The sequence below is a fragment of the Hydrogenophaga sp. UC242_50 genome, from assembly GCF_042697355.1.
Lineage (GTDB): Bacteria > Pseudomonadota > Gammaproteobacteria > Burkholderiales > Burkholderiaceae_C > Hydrogenophaga.
The window spans coordinates 5,070,902-5,090,134 of sequence record NZ_CP170553.1 but is presented as its reverse complement, the minus strand read 5'-3'; the positions used below and the strand labels follow the sequence as shown (position 1 = coordinate 5,090,134).

Annotated in this window: 15 protein-coding genes and 2 pseudogenes; 5 read left to right on the top strand and 12 right to left on the bottom strand. The window is 66.6% G+C overall.

Features of this window, described 5'->3' with window-relative positions:
- Positions 1-25: 25 nt before the first annotated feature.
- The 6 genes and pseudogenes from ACFJGX_RS25950 to ACFJGX_RS25925 all read right to left on the bottom strand — a co-directional run.
- Entirely contained in the window at positions 26-1,753 is a 1,728-nt protein-coding gene (locus tag ACFJGX_RS25950; protein WP_382327341.1) for a choice-of-anchor tandem repeat GloVer-containing protein, read from the bottom strand.
- Between the two features lie 7 nt (positions 1,754-1,760).
- Complete coding sequence (locus ACFJGX_RS25945; protein ID WP_382327339.1) at positions 1,761-4,289, bottom strand: TonB-dependent receptor domain-containing protein; 2,529 nt, start codon at positions 4,287-4,289, stop codon at positions 1,761-1,763.
- Positions 4,290-4,410: 121 nt separating this feature from the next.
- Entirely contained in the window at positions 4,411-5,580 is a 1,170-nt protein-coding gene (locus ACFJGX_RS25940) for a FecR family protein (RefSeq protein ID WP_382327338.1), read from the bottom strand.
- A 75-nt stretch (positions 5,581-5,655) separates the two neighbouring features.
- Complete coding sequence (locus tag ACFJGX_RS25935) at positions 5,656-6,192, bottom strand: RNA polymerase sigma factor (protein ID WP_382323325.1); 537 nt, start codon at positions 6,190-6,192, stop codon at positions 5,656-5,658.
- Positions 6,193-6,347: 155 nt separating this feature from the next.
- Positions 6,348-6,989: a rhombosortase gene (gene rrtA / locus ACFJGX_RS25930; RefSeq protein ID WP_382323326.1), complete on the bottom strand. Its 642-nt coding sequence runs from the start codon at positions 6,987-6,989 to the stop codon at positions 6,348-6,350.
- A gap of 620 nt (positions 6,990-7,609) precedes the next feature.
- Positions 7,610-7,771, bottom strand: a pseudogene (locus ACFJGX_RS25925) (IS21 family transposase); the annotation flags it as partial.
- 274 nt (positions 7,772-8,045) lie between these two features.
- On the opposite strand from ACFJGX_RS25925, the gene ACFJGX_RS25920 reads away from it, so the two are divergent.
- Both ACFJGX_RS25920 and ACFJGX_RS25915 read left to right on the top strand, forming a co-directional pair.
- Complete coding sequence (locus tag ACFJGX_RS25920) at positions 8,046-9,860, top strand: 7TM diverse intracellular signaling domain-containing protein (RefSeq protein WP_382327336.1); 1,815 nt, start codon at positions 8,046-8,048, stop codon at positions 9,858-9,860.
- A 76-nt stretch (positions 9,861-9,936) separates the two neighbouring features.
- On the top strand, positions 9,937-10,488 hold the full coding sequence (locus ACFJGX_RS25915; protein ID WP_291114095.1) for an NAD(P)H-dependent oxidoreductase: 552 nt from the start codon (positions 9,937-9,939) through the stop codon (positions 10,486-10,488).
- Between the two features lie 12 nt (positions 10,489-10,500).
- Here the strand turns inward: ACFJGX_RS25915 and ACFJGX_RS25910 are convergent, their stop codons facing one another.
- From ACFJGX_RS25910 to metK, 4 genes are all read right to left on the bottom strand, one after another.
- Entirely contained in the window at positions 10,501-11,301 is an 801-nt protein-coding gene (locus ACFJGX_RS25910) for an SDR family oxidoreductase (RefSeq protein ID WP_382323327.1), read from the bottom strand.
- A gap of 27 nt (positions 11,302-11,328) precedes the next feature.
- Positions 11,329-12,375, bottom strand: a complete 1,047-nt coding sequence (locus tag ACFJGX_RS25905) for an ATP-binding protein (RefSeq protein ID WP_382327334.1) — start codon at positions 12,373-12,375, stop codon at positions 11,329-11,331.
- Positions 12,359-13,381: a PAS domain-containing protein gene (locus ACFJGX_RS25900; RefSeq protein WP_382327332.1), complete on the bottom strand. Its 1,023-nt coding sequence runs from the start codon at positions 13,379-13,381 to the stop codon at positions 12,359-12,361. Before ACFJGX_RS25900 ends, ACFJGX_RS25905 begins: the two co-directional genes overlap by 17 nt.
- Positions 13,382-13,564: 183 nt before the next feature.
- Positions 13,565-14,746: a methionine adenosyltransferase gene (gene metK / locus ACFJGX_RS25895; protein WP_297397795.1), complete on the bottom strand. Its 1,182-nt coding sequence runs from the start codon at positions 14,744-14,746 to the stop codon at positions 13,565-13,567.
- Between the two features lie 124 nt (positions 14,747-14,870).
- Between metK and ACFJGX_RS25890 the strand changes: the two are divergent.
- Positions 14,871-15,750 (top strand): annotated as a pseudogene (locus ACFJGX_RS25890) (lysophospholipid acyltransferase family protein).
- 17 nt (positions 15,751-15,767) lie between these two features.
- Positions 15,768-16,691, top strand: coding sequence for a lysophospholipid acyltransferase family protein (locus tag ACFJGX_RS25885; protein ID WP_382327330.1), 924 nt, complete (start codon positions 15,768-15,770; stop codon positions 16,689-16,691).
- Positions 16,692-16,697: 6 nt separating this feature from the next.
- Here the strand turns inward: ACFJGX_RS25885 and ACFJGX_RS25880 are convergent, their stop codons facing one another.
- Both ACFJGX_RS25880 and yihA read right to left on the bottom strand, forming a co-directional pair.
- Entirely contained in the window at positions 16,698-17,618 is a 921-nt protein-coding gene (locus ACFJGX_RS25880; RefSeq protein WP_382323334.1) for an alpha/beta fold hydrolase, read from the bottom strand.
- A 26-nt stretch (positions 17,619-17,644) separates the two neighbouring features.
- On the bottom strand, positions 17,645-18,433 hold the full coding sequence (gene yihA, locus ACFJGX_RS25875) for a ribosome biogenesis GTP-binding protein YihA/YsxC (RefSeq protein WP_382327328.1): 789 nt from the start codon (positions 18,431-18,433) through the stop codon (positions 17,645-17,647).
- Positions 18,434-18,536: 103 nt separating this feature from the next.
- Here yihA and ACFJGX_RS25870 point away from each other — a divergent pair, with 103 nt between their 5' ends.
- A complete protein-coding gene (locus tag ACFJGX_RS25870; RefSeq protein WP_382161488.1) occupies positions 18,537-19,151 on the top strand; it encodes a c-type cytochrome in 615 nt (204 codons plus the stop codon).
- Positions 19,152-19,233: the final 82 nt, after the last annotated feature.

The following is a 19,233-nucleotide window of genomic DNA, read 5'->3' as shown; positions in this document are numbered from 1 at the left end:
GAGGGAAAGGCGAAATCGGAAAAGCTCAGAGCGAGGCGCAGGCCCGGCGCCGCCGACAGGCCAGGCCCAGCACCGCCAGCGGCGCCAGCAGCCAGCCCAGTGCGCCACCGCCGCCGCCGTTGCCGACCGCCTCAGGCTGCGTCACGGCAGGCGCGGCGTTGACCGTGATGAAGGCCGACACATTCGCGTGATTGGGGCTTTGGGGCCTGCAGGTCAGGGTGTAGGTCCAGGTACCGGCTTGCACGGGTGCCACGCTCACGGCCGTGACGCTCGTGTTGGCCTTCGCAGCCTTGCTGCCGCTCCAGGCCGAACCGGGTTCGTTCGAGGAGGCCGTGCAACCCGCCACGCCCCGGGTGTTCCAGTACAGGGTGATGCTGTTTCCCACCGCCACGGTCGCGCTGTCCTGGTAGCCCGAGTTGACGCCAAAGCCCAGCATCTCGGGCGCAATGTCGTTGAGCATCGCGTCCAGGGCGACCTCGTCACCCGGCTCAAAGCGGAACAGCGTGCCCCAGCCGTGGCTGCCCCCCAGCATCGCGGCACCATAGAACTGACCCGTGCTGGCCTGCATCAGGTGATAGGGGTTGCGGCCCGCCGCGTTGCTGCCGCCGTTGATGGCCGCGTTGACCACCGCCGTCACCCCGGTGGTCGGGTTGGTCCAGATGTTGTTCTGGGCGGGCCCGGTCAGGGCCTCGAAGGTGTAGAGCAGCTCCAGCACGCCCTCATCGATGCGGTAGCGCAGGATGGTGCCCCCCCGGTTGGCACCGCCGTTGATGGTGGAGATGTAGATGTGGCCGTCCTGCGCCTGAAAGAGGGTGTTGGGGTTGTAGCCGCCCCTGTCCGTGTTGGTGGCGAAACCGTAGATCAGCTCGTAGTTGCTGCCATCCTTGTCGATGCGGTAGATGGCACCGCCGGCCACGTCGCCTCCACTGCCGTTGTAGTTGATGCCGTAGAGCTTGCCGTCGCTGGCTTCGATCAGGGGCTTGATCGCACTGGCGTTCTGGTAGCCCGTGCTCAGACTGTTGAAATTCTGAAGAACCCGGTAGTCGCTGCCGTCGCGGTTCATGCTGAACAGCGTGCCTGAGCCACCACTGCCCCCCGAGGACTGCAAGCCATAGAGCCGGCCATCGCTGCCACGGATCATGTAGTGCGGGCTCGAACCGTCGGTGGCGGAACTCGAACCGGTGGCGCGCAACAGCGTCTCCACGCTGCCGTCCAAGCTCAGGCTGGAGAGGGCGCTGCCGGTGTTGGCGGTGAGGAAGAACAGGTTGTCCGACTCCAGGATCGAGAGGATGTACCCGGACGATCCCGTGAAGAAATCTTCCCAGGCGGTGGTCGTTCCGTGCCGGTAGCGCTGAATGAGGCCCGTGCTGGGACCCGGGCTGTAGAGGTAGCCGTCGCTGGCGCCGATCCAGCGCGTGCTGGTGGGCGCCACGGTGGTGGGGCCCGAGGCCAGCAGCTCGAAGCCGCTGCCGTCGTTCCGGATCCGGAAGAACACGGCGTCCGTCCCGCCCTGCTGGCTGTTGAGGACGGTGCCGCCACCCGAACGCGCACGGCTGTAGAGGTAGCCATCGGCCGCCTCCGTGAGGGGACTGGTGGGGCGGGCACCGTTGCCGCCTGCGGGCAGGGCCGCGGTGAAGTTCGTCACGTTCGTGATCGATGGCAGCGCGGCGTGCACGGGTGGGGCCAGGGCGGCCAGGCTCAGGGTCAGCGCCAAGGCGCGGGCGACGGAGGGGGGATGGCAATCGAAGTTCATGCGTGCATCAGAAGGTGTAGGTGAGCGTGGCCTTGGCTGTGCGCCCCGGCGAGGGAATGGCGAGCAGGTAGGAGGTGGAGGCCTCCATGTAGAAGCGGTCGCGCAGGTTCTCGACGCTGAAGGCGACGTTCAGGTGCTTGTTGATGCGCCAGCTGCCGAACAGGTCGTAGATCTGGTACGAGTCCCAGCCGCTGACGAGGGCGCCATCCTTCGAGTAGGCCTTGGCCCCCGTCATGCGCAACCCCAGCGTGAGGCGACGGTCCAGCAGCCGGGTGCCCAGCGTCAGGCTCTCCTGCGACCGGGGCGGCACGTAGTAGCCCACGAAGCTGGGGTCGTTGGCGAAGAGGTGCGGCATCCGGATGCAGGGGGCGGCCGTCGTGCCGCCGGCGTCGCAGAACGACACGCGGTCGTAGCGGGTGAGGCCGTATCGCGCGAAGAAGGCACCGCTGTCGTAGCCCAGGTTGAATTCCTTGCCCCGGAAGCGGGCTTCGTCGGCGTTCCTGAATTCACCCGCGCTGCCGTAGATGTAGTCCTTCGTCGCGATGTCGAAGAAGGTCAATCCCGCATGGAACCGGTCCTTGGGCCACCACAGGTCCTGCAGTTCGAAACGAACGCCGGCCTCCGTGTTCTGCGTGAACTCGGGTTTGAGCATCGTCCGATCGGGGTTGGACGCAGCGATGAGGCTGTTGATCGTTTCCTTGGCGGTGGGCGGTCGCCACCCTTCGCTGTAGCGAGCGAAGAACTGCAGCGACTCGCGCGGCTGCAGCGTGACGCCCAGGCTGCCGTTGGTGCGGCTCTGGCCATGGGCAATCTTCAGCGGGACGACCTGCCCGGGAATGCCCGACGAGACTTCGGCATCGCCCTTCACCTCGTAACGTTCACGCCGCAGGCCCGCGTTGAGCAGCAGCCAGCTCACGGGCTGAAGGTCGGCCTGCACGAAGGTCGAGTTCAGCGAGCGGTCGCCACCCGGGTCCATGTAGATGCCGCCATCCAGCGGTGTGACCTCGGCCTTCTCGGACAGCCAGGTCAGGCCGTACTTGAGCGTGAGGTCACCCCCCGCCGGCAGGCCCAGCACGCTGGTGTTCCAGGCCTCCAGACCTTGGCCTCGTGTGTCGGTCCAGGTGGCGTTGTGCAGCAACCCGGGACTGCGGAAGTCGGCCGCCTGATAGCCCTTGGAGTGGGCGGACCACAGGTTCACGCGCAGGTCGATCCAGGGGTTGCCCGCCGGGGTCCAGGCGTACTGGGCGGTGTAGAGCTCGCTGTCGACGCTGCTGAGATTGAGCTGCGTGATGTAGTCGATGAAGGCCGCGCTGCGGGCCTCGCCGAATTCGCTCTGGAGTCGGCTGTAGCCCACGCTGACCTTCTGCTGGCCGGGCAGCTTGAGCGAGGCCTTGAGCAGTTGCGAGTCGGTGTCCTGCGAGGTGTTGTAGACCGTCTGGCCAGGCTCGTAGAGCGATACGCGCCGCACGGTGTTGGCCAGGTTGACGGGGCGCGAGGTGACATCGCCGCGCCGTCCGGAGACGTAGTTGCCACTCTGGCGGTGGCTCAGGCCGGCGACGATCTCGAGCTTGTCGTCCAGTAGCCGCCAGGCACCCGCCAGGCTGCCGTTCCACGCGCGGCCCGGCACCGACACATCGCGGGTGATCGCATCGGCTGGGTCCGATGAGCCGCTGGCGGGCGGGCCGAGCACGGAGTAGGTGTCCGTGCCGCTCGAGTGGTTGACGGCGGTGCCGCGAAGCCGCAGACCGAAGGCCTTGCCCGACCCGATCAGGTCATCGGCGGTGAGCGTGCTCATGCTCACGACGCCGCCTACCACCCCCGCGCCGTAGGGGCCCGCATTGGGCCCCTTCTCGACCTTGATCTCGCCCAGGAGTTCGGGGTCGACATAGGACTGCGTGGTCTCGCCGGCATAGCCCTTGTAGGTGGAGCCGCTCGACTCGGTTCCGTCGACCAGGATCTTGACGCGGCCAAAGCCCTGCATGCCGCGGATGTTGATGTCCAGCGAGGAACCGTTGCGGCTGTTCGCCACCGTGACCCCGGGAATGTCCTTGAACAGATCACCCGGACTGGTGGCCGGAAAACGTTCGAGGTCCTCGCGCTGGAGGGTGTGCGTGGTCGCCGCGTGGCCCTGGTCCAAGGGGGCGCTGCCCAACACGGTGACCGTCGACAGCTCGACAGCGGCATCGCCCGCAGGTGTGGGCGACGCCGCCTGAGGCGCCCTGCGGACCATGACCGCACCACCCTCCCTGCGAGCAACCAGACCGCTGCCCGCCAGCAACTGGTCCAGCGCCTGGCGTGTGGTGAACCGGCCCGAGACGGCCAGGGCCGTCTTGCCCGCCACCAGCTCTGGCGGAAACAGCAATTGCAGGCCGGACTGGCGGGCCAGCTCGTTGAGCGCCGGGCCCAGAGCCTGGGCAGCGATCGAGATCTGATGGACCTGAGTCTCTGCCGTCTGAGCGATCGCCGGCCCGCACAAGCCCGTGGCGAGAGCAGCAGCAAGCGCCATGGGCACCAGCGCTGGATAGGGTTTTCGCATGAACGCAATCTCCAAGGAAGTGTTCGCAACATCAATCACTACCTATGGAGTCGCATGGCCTGCACAAACCCTCACATCGAGGGCGCCGTTTTTTTCTGGCGCGCGGGTGGGCAGCGGTGCGCTACTTCGCGGCCGCGATGACCGTCACCGCGCCTTGCGGCGCCAGGCGCACCGGCAGCATGTGGGGCAAGGCCTGCGCGAAAAGGCCCACCTGCCGCAGGTCGAAACTGCCTCCCACGCGCAGCGCACCGACCGAGGGATCCCGGATCACGAGGCCGGTGTGCGCATAGCGCTCGAACTCGGCCAGGGCCTCGGCCAGCGGCGTGTCGCTGAAACTGACGCGCTGCGCCCGCCATGCACCCACCCCATCGGCGGGGAGGCTGACGATGGCGCCCAGCCGTCCATCGCCGCGAACCGTGACCCCTTGACCCGCCGTCAATACCGCGCCATCGCCAGAGGCCTCCGGGCTCGCTGCCCTGTGGACGCCGCCCACCCTGACGCGCCCCTCTTCGACCGCCACCACGGTCTTTCCGGCATCCAGACCTGCGCGGGTGTGGCGAACCGAAAACCGCGTGCCGATCACCGTGACGCGGGTGCTTCCAGCCAGCACATCGAAAGGCGCCGCCGCATCGCCCTGAACAGAGAACATCACCTGCCCCTCGATGAGACGAACTTCCCGCCGCTGGCGGTACATACTCACCTGAATCTGCGTCGCGGTATCGAGTTGCAGCGCACTGCCATCGGGAAGATCGATGCCGAGGATCTGACCGCGCTCGGAAGCAAACGTCCGGGCGTAAGTCGGCTGACGGCTCCCCTGGTCCCAGCCGAGCCAGCCTCCACCCACCAGCGCGGCCACGCCAGCCGCGGTGCGCACCGTCGGGAAGAGCCGGGTGAGGTCGAGCATCCAGGCTCGCCGGCCAGGAGACGCCAGACGGGGCGAGGGACCTGCAGGATGCAGGCGATCCGTGGGCGGGCCGACGGCGGTCCCGGCCATGGACTCATGCAAGTCCAGCCCGGCCTTGAGCGACTGCACATCGGCATCAGGCAGGTCCCGCACGTGATCCAGGCTCCTCTCGAGCTCCTCATAGGCTTCGCCATGGCGTGGGTCTTCGGCCAGCCACCGTTCAAACGCCGCCTCTTGCGTGGGGTCCAGCCCTTCATGGCGGCGCGTCGCCCACAGCGCGGCCTGGAGTTCCACCGCGTCCTGCGACCGGACGAAGGGCTCCAACTCGCGGGCGTCCTCGTCCTCTCTTGGCGCGGCGGCAGGGGTGGGGGGAGCGGGCGTTTTCATGGGTGCTTATGGTTGTAGTCGGATGAGGTGCGCAAACCCTCACCTCCTGGCGGGCTTTTTTTGCCTTCGTCGATCTCACGGCGGCGACCGCAGGTCCGCCGCGACCGCCGATGGCGACAACCCCCCCTGCAGCTGGCGCTCGCAGGCCCGGCACGCCAGCCGGCCTCGCGCGATGTGCTTCTCGATCATGCTGACGGAAGTGCCCATGTGGCGGGCAATCTGCGCATACGGCATGTCGTCGAAGACGTGCAGGATAAACGCCTCGCGGCAGCGTGGTGGCAATGCTTCGATGGTCCTCACGTACGCCCGCACCGCCTGCGCCGAAGCCAGCACCGCATCGGGCTGCAGATGCGGGGGCGCCGCAGGCTGCTCGGATTCTTCCAGGGCATGCAGGTCGTCATGCTCCCGCAGCCGCTCCCGGCGGTACAGATCCACCATCACATGGCGCGCCGTCTGGAACAGAAGCGCCCGAGGTTCCGCAATCGGCACGCTGGACTGCTGCAGGCGCAGAAAGCGTGCGTAGCTCTCCTGCACGACATCCGCAGCCGCGTCCCGGTTCCTGACCGTGCGGGCACAGAAGTTCAGCAGTTCTCGGTAGTAGCGGGCAACCACGCAATATCCACATTCGTCGAAGGCTTCCTAAGCGCAAACTCGCTCTTGATCGATGGGTCAGCCCGATCGACTCAAATAGGAATTATTCTCATTATTGCAGATGCATCCGCAGCGTCAAAAGCGGACGACCAGGCGCACGGCGCCTGCGCGAGAACTCAAGTGTTTGGCGAGGGTCTGCCCTTGGCGGCCTGCAGCAGCGCCTGAGCCAGCAGCATTGCCACTGCCGACAGCACCCCGAACAGATGTGCCTGCGCGACGATGCGCCCACCAATCAGCTCCATTTCGCTGTACGTCGGCCCGTGCAACATCTGCCAGAGCATCCAGCCGATGAGCACGAACAGTGCCGCCAGGCCGATCGGCTCCCTTCTGCGCGCCTGGGGCCACAGCACCAGCACGAACAGTCCGTAGAGCACACCGGAAAGGCCCACGTAGTGCGACACCTCTGGCGCCAGCGCCAGCAGCATGAGCGACACGCCCACACCCAACGCCGCCAGGCGCAGCAGCAGCCACCCCGGCAGGATCGGCGCATCGGCCCTGTCCGCCAACAAGGCACACAGCACCAGTCCGGCTGCGTTGAGCGCCCAGTGCGCAAGGCCCAGGTGGATCAAGTGCCCAGTGAGCAGTCGCCAGAGCTCGCCGTCGAGCACGGCACCACGCTCGTAGCGCAGCACCCCGTGCCATGCAGGGGGCAGCACCTGAAGCAAGGCCAGCAGGGCAACCGCCGTCGCTATGGTCAGAAAGCCTGGTAGTACCGCAGAGATGCGGGCCGAGATCCGAGAAGAGATATTTGAGTTCATTGGGTACAACCTGTTGGCCCAGATGGGTCGCCCGCCGTTTGCGCACCGCCCCCTCGCCAATGACCTGCGCGCACGCTCGCCAGCTCAGCAACCACATGCCATCGATGAGGCACGCTGTGGTGGCCAAGCTGTCAAGTCACAGCATGGCAGTACTCTCGGGCCGAGAGAGGCAGGTCATCTCCCACCTGCTTGAGGGAATGACAATGCCTCAAGTGGCGCGCCAACTTGGGGTGGGCCAGTCAGCCACTCAAGCCGAAAGGCCTCGGCGCTCTCGTTGTCCAGGAGCAAATCGCCGAGCGTACGCCAACGTCCTCTTCACGGTCCTGGAGCTCACTGAGAACGCGACGGTCGCTGAGGCTCGCTGGAAGGAAACGCTCGGCGCCCGAAATGCAGGGCCGTATGACGGACACTTCGACTAAACAGCAACTGAGTCTTCAATGACCGGTATGGAGCAGATCGAACGTCGCCTTTGGGCGGCGGATTCAACCGGTCATGACTTGCAGAACTTCCTGCGCGACAGCAATTTGGTCTGCAGCATGAGCCGTCGTGACCGACAGCTTCTTTGCCAGCTTGGAGGCCGAACTCATCGAGCGTCACAGCTTCGAGTCCAAGGCCCAGGCCCAGCCATGACAAAAGCGTCTCCTGTGGATCACCATCGCATTGAAACGAGCATTGACGTCGCGGTCCTTGCCGGTCCGGACTTTGTCCACAGCCGTCTTCATGTTGTCGTAGATGCCCCGCTTGGGTACGCCTCCGAGCATCACAAACGCGTGGTTGACCGCTTGTGGACTCACTCGAGTGAAGTGATGTGTGCAATGCAGAGAACGTCATCAAGATCGCCGGCATGTATCTCGACGAAATCGACATCGCCGTACACTCACAAAAAAATGTCACATCCCTAGCGTTCCTGATAGCTCACGCGGCGGGAAAAAGTGAATGCTAAATGGCTGACAAGCAGAAAAAGAGAATGGTGTGTGGCCGTATGAGAGCAACCTTGTCGGCACGCCCGATACGGCCCCTCAACAAAATCAACAGTTATGCGACGTGCCCGGGAGAATGCTGAGTGCCTTTCCGCAGCCACCGGATCGCCGGGCGCTGGTCAGACACAAACACTTACGATGCCGGCATGGACTGCATCTTCTCCTTCCACGGGCCGGCCCAGCGTCTCCTTCTTCGCTTTCTGACGGCGCTGGTCACCCTCCTGGGTCTTTGCTTGCACCCGGGTTCTGCCCAGGCGGCCCCTCCTGCGTCCGACGTCACCCTGCAAGCGCACTTCTGGGTCGATGCCTCGGGTCAGGCCTCCCTCAACGAGGCCATGCGCCGACCGGTGGGGACTTCCAGCCCATGGGCCACTACCGGTCCTTTGACCTGGCGGCTGCCGCCTTGTGGTTGCGGTTGGACTTGCCGCCCCTGGACGCCAGCCGGCGTTGGTACCTCGCCCTGAGTGCGGCGGCCTTCACCAACCGGGCGACGCTTCATGCCACCGGACCCCAGGGAGCGTGGACGGTGCAACAAGCGGGCGATCATTTGCCGGTGTCGCAATGGAGCCATCCCGACCAGACACCGGTGTTTGCCTTGCCGGCCGGGTCAACGGGCCCGGTCTGGCTGCGCCTGGAAAACCGGCCGGCACCGCTGAGCCCGCGACTGCTGCTGCTGGAGGAAGACACGCTGCAGGAAACGCGCTACTGGACTTTCCTGATGATCGGGGGCTACCTCGGTTTCGGTCTGCTGGTGTTGTTCTGGGGCTGGGTGCACGCGCGCCTGTATGGCGACCGCGCTTTCATCGCCTACTGCTGCTATGTCGCGAGCATGTTGGGCTTTCAGGCGGCCTTCACCGGCGTGGGCGGGGTGTTTTTCTGGCGCGACTGGGCGTGGTGGAACGACGCCGCGCCGGCGGTGTTCATGCTGTGGCTCACCGCGGCGGGCATCTGGTTCGTGCGCGAGGCCTGTGCGGTGTCGCGCCACCACCGGCAGGTGGACCTTTTCGTGAAGGCCTGGTCGTGGTTCGGGCTGCTGTTCCCCGTGGTTTACCTGCTGCTGCAGAACCGCTTCGCCTTTGTCGTGCTCAACCTGTACGGCCTGTTGTCGGTGGTGTTGAGCTTCGCACTGTGCATCTGGGCCTGGCGCCTGGGTGAAAAGTACGGGGGCTGGCTGGCGCTGGGGTTCCTGCCGGTGCATCTGAGTTACCCGTTTCCCGCACTGCGCGCGGCCGGCGTGTTGCCGGACAGCTGGGTCACGCAGTACGCCGTGCTCATCGGCTCGGCCATCGAGATCCCGCTCCTGCTCTACATCCTGCATCGGCGAGCCAAGGAGTTCAACGAGAACCATGCCCGCCTGCGCGCGATCGAGAGCACGGACCCCTTGACCGGTTTGACCATCGAGCCCGTGCTTCATCTGCGTTTGCGTGACGCCATGCGCCGCTCCAGGCGTTATGGGCATCAGAGTGGCCTCCTGATGGTGGAGCTGCTCAACCATGCGGACATCGTCTCCCGCCATGGCCGGGAGGTGGCCGAGCGCGCACTGGTGGTGGCCGCATCGCGGCTGTCGCACGTGGCGCGCGACGTGGACACGGTCTGCCGTGTGGCGAATGCGCGTTTTGCGGTGCTGGTCGAAGGGCCGCTGCAGCCCGACGACCTGATGCTGCTGGCACAACACATCGTGGCCAAAGGGCTGGAGCAGGTACCTTCCTTGCCGGCGGGCCTGTCGCTGCGCTTTCGCCTGGCCTCTCTGTCGCTGCCTGGCGAAGCGAAGGATGCGGACGACGCGAGCCTGCTCGATCGGCTCCGCGCCGTGCTGGACCAGATGGCCGACGATCCGCGCAAGGTGGTGCTGCACCTGCCGGCGGGCTCACCGGTACCCACACCGTCCTGAGTGTTTGTCTTGAGCCTGTAGTCTCTCGCGTTCACCTTCGTTGTTTCCCCAACCCCGTTCCAGGAGAGGATTTGCCATGAGTGGATTTCAGATCGGCGTGATCGTCGGCAGCCTGCGCCGCGACTCCTTCAACCGCCGGCTGGCGACGGCCCTCGCCCAGCTTGCCTCCAAGGAGTTCACGTTCAAGCAACTCGAGATCGGTGACCTGCCGCTGTACAACCAGGACGACGACGCGAACCAGGCCGCCCCGGTGAAACGGCTCAAGGCCGAGATCGCGGCTTCGCAAGGCCTGCTGTTCGTGACCCCCGAGTACAACCGCTCCCTGCCCGGGGTGTTGAAAAACGCCATCGACCATGCCTCGCGCCCCTACGGCCAGAGCGCCTGGGCCGGCAAACCCGCCGGGGTGATCGGTGTGTCGGTTGGCGCGATCGGCACGGCGCTCGCACAGCAGCACCTGCGCAACATCCTCGCCTACCTCGACGTGCCCACGCTGGGCCAGCCCGAGGCGTTCATCCAGTCCAAGGAAGGCCTGTTCGACAAGGACGGGGGCATCGGCGCCGACAGCCGCGAATTCCTTCAGAAATGGGTGTCCACCTACGAAGCCTGGGTTCGCCGGCACGCGGGCTGACGCCCGCGCGGCTCAGAAGTGGGCGAGGTAGCCGCCGTCCACGACCAGCACCTGGCCCGTGACGTAGCTGGCGGCGGGTGAGGCCAGGAACACCGCCGCGCCACCGATCTCCTCGGGCCGGCCCCAGCGGCCCAGCGAACTGCGCCGATCAAGCCAGGCCGCCACGGAGGCGTCCTCCACCATGGCGGTGTTGGCGCCGGTGGCGAAATAGCCCGGAGCGATCGCGTTGACGTTGATGCCTTGCGGGCCGAGTTCGGCCGCGAGCGCGCGCGTGAAGGCTTCGAGCGCGCCCTTGCTGGTGGTGTAGGCCGCGTCGCCGGCGCGGGCGATCGGCCCGGCGATGGAGGTGACGTTGATGATGCGGCCAGCGCCCTGGGCGCGCATGGGCCGCGCCACCTCGCGGCAGAGGTGCCAGGCCGAGACGAGGTTGGCCTCCAGCAGCTCCCGCAGGGCCTGGGCGGACAATTCGTCCAGGGGCTGGCGCCGGCGCTGGCCCACGTTGTTGATCAGGATGTCGATCCGGCCACTCTCGGCCAGCAGGTGGGCCACGGCCGCCGTGGCAGCGGCCTCGTCGCACACATCGAAGGGCAGCGCGTGCGCGGTGCCACCAGCGGCTTGGCCGCCTTCGCGCACCCGGTCCACCGCTTCACGCAGGCTGGTGGCATCGCGGCCGTTGAGCCAGACGGTGGCGCCGTGGGCGGCCAGCGCCTGGGCCATGCACAGGCCCAGGCCACGGGTCGCGCCCGTGACCAGGGCGACGCGGCCTGACAGGGAGAACAGGGAAGAGGGAATCGGTGCGGTGGTGGGGCTCACCGCGCGATTATCGGCCGGCCTTCGGCCTCAGGCCGGCAGCTCGGCCAGGGACGACTCGGGAAAAGCCATCTCCGGCTCCATGCCGTCAAACGGCAAGGTGAAGTAGAAAGTGCAGCCTTCGCCGGGTGCGGTTTCGGACCAGATGCGCCCACCATGGCGCTCGATGATGCGCTGCGACAGCGCCAGGCCCGTGCCTGTCCCTTCGAAGTCCATCGAATGGTGCTGGCGCTGGAACATCACGAACAGGTTGTGCGCCTTTTCCAGGTCAAAGCCCACGCCGTTGTCGGCGATGTAGAAGGTGCGTCCCCCCACCGGGCTGACCTTCCAACCCACCTCGATGCGGGCCAGGTCACGGGGACGGGTGTATTTCACGGAGTTGCCCAGCAGGTTGCCCAGGGCCTGGGCGAGCAGCATGGCATCGCCCCGCACGACGGGCAGGTCGTTCTCGATCACCCACTCGATGCGCCGGTCCGGGTTTTCCTGCTTCAGGTGCGCGATCACGCCTTCCACGAGCTGGGCGATCGGCACCGGCTGGGTGTCGATGGCCACACGGCCCAGGCGGGCGTACTCGAGCAGGCCTTCGATCATCAGGCTCATGCGCTTGGACGCCTTGGCGATCGAATTCTGGTACTGCAGGGCCAGCGTGTCGGCGGAGTCGCCCATCTGTTCCTGCAGCAGGCTCACGAAGCTGGCGATGTGGCGCAGCGGCGCGCGCAGGTCGTGCGAGACCATGTGTGAGAACACGTCCAGGTCCTTGTTGGCCGCCACGAGCTGCTGCGTGCGCTCGGCGACGCGCTTTTCCAGCTCTCGGTTGAGGTCGTTCATCACGTCCTCCAGGCTCTTGGCGGCGGTCATGTCGCGCGTGATGCTGGAGAGGCCCTGCAACTCGCCGGCTTCGTTGCGCAGCGCAGTGAGCACGGTGTGCGCCCAGAAGCGCGAGCCGTCCTCGCGCAGGCGCCAGCCTCGGGTTTCCCATTGGCCGTGGGCCTTGGCCAGGCGCAACACCTGGCCGGGGTCGACCTCGTCCTCGCCCGCGTTGTCGCTGGACAGCAGCGCCTCATAGGAGCGGCCCATGATCTGCGAGCGGGTATGGCCAATGCAGGCGCTGGGCGCTCTCGGTCCATTCGGTGATGCCGCCGTTTTCGTCGACGAAGTAGATGCAGTAGTCCTGGATCGCATCCACCATCAGGCGGTAGCGCTGCTCGCTGGCAAACAGCTCGGCCGAACGCGAGCGCACGCGTTCTTCCAGATCCTGGTTGGCGTGCAGCACGAACTCTTCCGTGCGGCGGCGTTCCGTGATGTCGTGCAGCTCGATGAAGATGCCCTCGACGGTGCCATTCTGGAAGTCGGGGATGTAGTGGATCTCGAAGTAGTTGGTCGAACCGTCGGCGGCCGTGCGCGCGGCTTCGAAGGTCTGCGTCTGGCCGGAGAGGGCCTGCGCCACGCGCGGCAGGATGTCGGGCAGGATGTCGGGCCGCACCACCTGGCTCAGCGGCGAACCCACCATGTCGCTCGGCAGTTTGCCGTAGCGCGCGGCGTGGGCTTGGTTGGCGAAGCGGCAGATCAGGTTCTTGTCGTAGTAGGCCAGCCGTGCGGGAATGCGGTCGGTGATGCTGCGCAGCAGGCTGTCCTGGGCGGAGGCGATCTGGGCCGCATCGAGCGGCGTGACCACACCGCTGCCGTGCAGGAAATGGCCCTCGGCATCAAACACCGGCGTCGAGGCGAGGCGGGCGCGAAACAGGCTGCCGTCGACGCGCAACCAGTCCAGATCGACCGGTTCGCTCTGCCCGCTCTGGCGCAGGGCTTCCACGTGGGCGGTCAGTGCGTCGCGCGAGCGCGGGGCGACCAGTTCATTCAGGGGCATGCCCGGTGCGCCATGGCCCAGCCAACCCAGCAGGGCTTGATTGAGATGGACGCAACGCTGCGCGTCGTCAAAAGTGAGCAGGCCGCAAGGCGCCTGGTCAACGAGGGAACGGGCGCTGTCCAGGGCGGACTGGAGGTCTTGCGTGCGCAGGGCCACCAGCCGTTCGAGCTGTTGCTCTGGCGTTTCCATCCCGTCTGGGCAGATAGAGTTGTCCATGGTTCAAGGCTCCCGGGTCGTTGCAGTGCAAGCCAGAAAGGTGGCTTGTACTCCCATATCGGACACCGCCGCAGAAAATTCAAATTGTTACGACCGGTGGTTTTCCCTGCTGTCCGAAAAAAGTACGTAAAAAAAGCCCTGAGGCTCACGCCCCAGGGCTTTGTCGGTTGATTCGGTGACTATTTACAGGCCGGCGGCCTTGCGCAGCGCGGCGGCCTTGTCGGTGCGCTCCCAGGCGAACTCGGGTTCTTCGCGGCCGAAGTGGCCGTAGGCGGCGGTCTTGGTGTAGATCGGGCGCAGCAGGTCGAGCATCTGGATGATGCCCTTGGGGCGCAGGTCGAAGTGTTCCTGCACCAGCGCGGCGATCTTCTCGTCCGGGATCACGCCCGTGCCTTCGGTGTAGACGGTGACGTTCATCGGGCGGGCCACGCCGATGGCGTAGGCCACCTGGATCTGGCACTGCTTGGCCAGGCCGGCGGCCACGATGTTCTTCGCGACGTAACGGGCGGCGTAGGCGGCCGAGCGGTCCACCTTGGACGGGTCCTTGCCCGAGAACGCGCCACCGCCGTGCGGGCAGGCGCCGCCGTAGGTGTCGACGATGATCTTGCGACCGGTCAGGCCGCAGTCACCCTGCGGGCCGCCGATGACGAAGCGGCCGGTCGGGTTGATCAGGTACTTGGTGTCCTTGAGCCACTCCTTGGGCAGCACGGGCTTGATGATCTCTTCGATGATGGCTTCGTTGAAAGACGCCTTCATCTTGGTGGGCGACTCGCTCTGGTCGGGCGAATGCTGGGTCGAGAGCACCACGGTGTCGATGCTGTGGGGCTTGCCGTCCACGTAGCGCATCGTCACCTGGCTCTTGGCGTCGGGACGCAGGAAAGGCAGGCGGCCGTCCTTGCGCAGCTGGGCCTGGCGCTCCACGAGGCGGTGGGCGTAGTAGATCGGCGCGGGCATCAGCTCGGGCGTCTCGTCGCAGGCGTAGCCGAACATCAGGCCCTGGTCGCCGGCGCCGGTGTTCAGGTGGTCGTCGGACGCGTGGTCCACGCCCTGGGCGATGTCGTTGGACTGCTTGTCGTAGCAGACCATGACCGCGCAGCCCTTGTAGTCAATGCCGTACTCGGTGTTGTCGTAGCCGATGCGCTTGAGGGTGTCGCGTGCGACCTGGATGTAGTCGACGTGGGCGTTGGTGGTGATTTCACCCGCCAGCACCACCAGGCCGGTGTTGCACAGGGTCTCGGCGGCCACGCGGCTGCGCGGATCCTGGGCAAAGATCGCGTCGAGGATCGCGTCGGAAATCTGGTCGGCGACCTTGTCGGGGTGGCCTTCGGAGACGGATTCGGAGGTGAAAAGAAAATCGTTCGCCATGTATAAACTCCACGTTGGTTGACCGGCGTTGCCGGTCTGTCAGAGTTCGGCGAACGCTTTAGCGGAATTTGTGAATCGCCCCGCAATTAGTTCCATAACTCGGCGATGGCGGCATTCTAGATGAATGCCCGCCCGTCCACCCAGTCTTCTCCATCCCGTGACCCTATTGATCCATGGCCTTTTCCGCGTGCTGAGCTGGATGCCCCTGTCCGTGCTGCATGCAATGGGCTGGCTGCTGGGCTGGGTGAGCTTTGCGCTCTCGGGCCGCTACCGGCGGCGGCTGTTCGCGCACGCCGCCCTCGCGGGGTACCCCCGTCAGGTGGCGCTGGCGCACGGTCGGTGAGTCGGGCAAGCTGGTGGCCGAGTTGCCGCGCCTGTGGCTCGGCCGGCCCGTGCCCGTGGCCTGGGCGGGCGCCGAGCACATCGAATCCACGCATCAACAGGGCACCGGGGTGCTGTTCCTGACGCCCCACCTGGGCTGTTTCGAGATCACGGCCCAGGCGTACGCACAGCGCTTCGGCGCGGTGCATCCCATGACGGTGCTGTTCCGCCCGGCGCGCCAGCCCTGGTTGCGCGATCTCGTGGCCGGTGCGCGCCAGCGCCCTGGCCTGTTCGCCGCGCCCACCACCCTGGCGGGCGTGAAGCAGCTCATCAAGGCGCTCAAGGCGGGGCAGGCGGTGGGCCTGCTGCCGGACCAGGTGCCGCCTGAAGGGCAGGGTGTGTGGGCGCCGTTCTTCGGGCGTGACGCCTACACCATGACGCTGTCGGGCCGCCTGGCCCAGGCCGGTCGCGTGCAGATCCTGTTGAGCTGGGGGGAGCGCCTGAGCTGGGGCCGGGGCTACCGCGTGCACGTGCGCCCATTCGAGCCGCTCAACGGAGGGCCGCTGTCGGACGACCCGCTGGAGGCCGCGGCACAGATCAACCGCGCCATGGAGGCGCTGGTGCGAGAATGCCCGGCCCAGTACCTCTGGTCCTACAACCGCTACAAGTCGCCGACCCGGTAGACACCGCCGTCGCCCTGATGTCTTCCTTGCCGCCCACCTCCGACGCTCCGCTGCCCCCCGGCAACCTCGGCAACCGCCTGGGGGTGGCCTTCATGCGCGTGCTGGCCGCATTGCCGCTCTCCTGGGTGCGTGGCATGGGCTGGTTGCTGGGGCAGGTGCTGCACTTGGCGGCGGTGCGGCGCCGGCGCATCGCGCGCATCAACTGGGCCCTGTGCTTTCCGGAGAGCAGCGAGGTCGAGCGCGACCGCGCGGTGCGCCAGCATTTCGTGTATTTCGCGCAGGCCTGGCTGGACCGCAGCTGGCTGTGGGAGGCGCCGCTGCGCACGGTGCGTCAGCGCCTGACACTCACGGGCGATCTGCAGGCCCTGGCCGGGAACGAGCCCACCGTGATCTTCGCCCCGCATTTCGTGGGCATGGACGCAGGCTGGATCGGGCTCACGGCCCACCTGGAGCGGCGTTTCTGCGGGCTGTACGCCGAGCAGCTCAACGCCGACGTGGACCGCTGGATGGCACAGGGCCGCCAGCGTTTCGGCAACCCCCATGTCGTGGGCAAGCGCCAGGGCATCAAACCCCTGGTCGCGGCGATGCGCCAGGGCCTGCCGCTGTACCTGTTGCCCGACATGGATCACGGCATGCGCGACGCGGCGTTCGTGCCCTTTTTCGGCGTGCAGACCGCCACGCTCATGTCGCTGTCCCGGTTGGCCCGCCTGGGGCGTGCCTGCGTGGTGCCGGTGGTGAGCCGCCTCACGCGCGAAGGTTATGAGGTGAAGGTGATGTCACCCTGGCCCGACTACCCGACAGCGGATCCCGAAGCCGACACGGCGGTCATGAACCGCTACCTGGAGGGTTACATCCGCCAGGCGCCGGCGCAGTACTACTGGGTGCACAAGCGCTTCAAGACCCGCCCGGGCAATGAGCGTTCTTTCTACGCCGATCTCTGAACCGGTTCAGGTGTTCAGAAAGCCGCCGATCAAGGCGGCCACGCGCGCCGGCTGCTCGTGCACGATCCAGTGCGTGGCGCCGGGGACGCGCTCGATGCGCAGGTCTGGCACATACCCGTCCAGCCCTTCCAGCAGGGCTTCGGGCAGGGCGGTGTCGTTCAGTCCCCAGATCACCAGGGTCGGCCGCGTCACCATGGCCTTTTCGCGCGGCACCTGCACGGCTGCTGCCCCAGGGTCGTCGGGCGTCGGTGGGCGCAGGGGCGACGCGGCGTAGTACGCGCAAGGGCCCGTCAGCCCCTGGCGCCACACCGCGCGGTAGCGATCGCGCGTGGGCTCGTCGAGCCAGGCCATTGGCCCGCTGTCGGCCGCCATGTGGGTGAAGAAGGGCCAGAGGCGGGCGAAGTCGTTCTCGGCCAGCAGCGCGGGCGCGTCGGGCCGGACCAGGAAATTCATGTAGGCGCTGGCCGCCTGTTGCGCGGGCGACTGGGCCAGTTCGCGCTGGAAGGTGGCGGGGTGCGGCGCGTTGACGATGACCAGTTGCCGAAGCAAGCCAGGCCGCTGCGCGGCGAGGCCCCAGGCCAGTGCACCGCCCCAGTCGTGCGCGATCAGGCCGGCCAGTTGACCTGGCGCGGGGCTGTCGGCGGTGATGGCCGTGGCCAGTGCGCCCAGGTCTTGCAACAGGGGCTTGGCGCGGTAGGCCGATGTGTCGGTGGGGGCGCTCGACTGCTCGAAGCCGCGCAGGTTGGGCGCCACGCAGCGGTAGCCGCCGTGTTCGACTTGAGCGAAATGCAGAAGCAGCTCGTCCCACACAAAGGCGGCTTCGGGAAAACCGTGCAGGAACAGCAGCACGGGGCGGCCGGGCTCGCCGGCGGCTCGGCAACTCAGCGTGATGCCGTGGGGCAGGGCTTGTTGGAAGGTCTGGATCATGCGGGCTCTCCTCGAGCCCGCACGGTTCAGTCCAGCGCGGGCGGCTCGTCGTCGGGAACGGGGTCGGCCGCTTGGGCTGGCGCGTTGGCGCCATGGGTCCATTGCCAGAGCAGCAGCGCCACCTCGTCCAGCCCCTTTTTCTTCAGGGCCGAGAAGAGTCTCGCCTCGCCACCGCCCGACTGCAGTCGCGCAATCGACAGCGCCTTTTGCGCTTCGGCGTGGTTGAGCTTGTCGGCCTTGGTGAGCAGCACCAGGAACTTCAGGCCTTCCTCGACCCGAGGCCGGATCACCTCCAGCAGGATCTCGTCGAGCTCGGTCAGGCCCAGGCGAGGGTCGATCAACAGCACCACGCCCTTGAGGTTTTCGCGCGTGAGCAAATAGTTGCCCATGACGCGCTGCCAGCGCAACTTGGCTTCGCGCGGCACGGCGGCATAGCCATAGCCCGGCAGGTCGGCCAGCACCGCGTCGGTCACGCCCTGTTTGCCGAGCGAGAACAGGTTGATGCTTTGCGTGCGGCCCGGCGTCTTGGAGGCGAAGGCCAGGCGCTTCTGCTGCGTCAGCGTGTTGATGCAGGTGGACTTGCCCGCGTTGGAGCGCCCGACGAAGGCGATCTCGGGCACCTCCAGCGGCGGCAGGTGTTCGAGTTGCGGGGCGGTGGTGAGAAAGCGGGCGGTGTGCAGCCAGCCGTGCGCGATCTTGGGATCGGGCTTGAGGGGATCGATGGTTTTTCCAGCTCGGGGTATCGGGGCTTTGAGGCCCGGGGCGTCGTGCGACGGCGAAGCGGTCTGGGGGGCTGGAGTGGGGCGGTGGGTCATTTGGGGGTTTTCCCGGTGGGACATTGTAAAATCGATTGGCTTTGTCCAGACAAACCGAGAATTCCCACAAACCGAACCCGTCGCAACCGACGCCCGCCCCGTCATGAAATTGCCTGTTTCCTTCCTTTGCGCCGCTGCTGCCGCAGCCCTGTCGTTCAGCGCCCAGGCGCAATCGGCCAAGCCCGATCTGGCCAAGGGCAGCGCCATGTACGGTCAGGTCTGCGTGGCCTGCCACGCGGCGGACGGCAACTCGACCACGCCGGCCAACCCGAAGCTGGCGCAACAGCACCCCGAGTACCTCGTCAAGCAGTTGCAGGAATACAAATCGGGCAAGCGCGACAACGCCATCATGAAGGGCTTCGCTTCGGCCCTGTCCGACGCCGACATGCGCAACATCGCCTACTGGCTGGCCGATCAGAAGGCCAAGGGCGGCGCCGCCACCGACAAGGATCTGGTGCGTCTGGGTGAACGCATCTACCGCGGCGGCATCGCCGACCGCCAGATCGCCGCCTGCGCCGGCTGCCACAGCCCCAATGGCGCCGGCATTCCCGCGCAGTACCCGCGCCTGTCGGGCCAGCAGGCGGAGTACACCGCCACGCAGCTCAAGCACTTCCGCGACGGCACCCGCAAGAACAACGCGCAGATGGCCGGTGTGGCCGCCAAGATGAACGACCGCGAAATCCAGGCGGTGTCGGACTACATCGCCGGCCTGCGCTGATCGACTTTCGAGGGGCGCAAGCCCCTCGTGCCTGGCCGGGATATAAGCCAACAATAATATTTGCCGGCACAATGCCATAAAC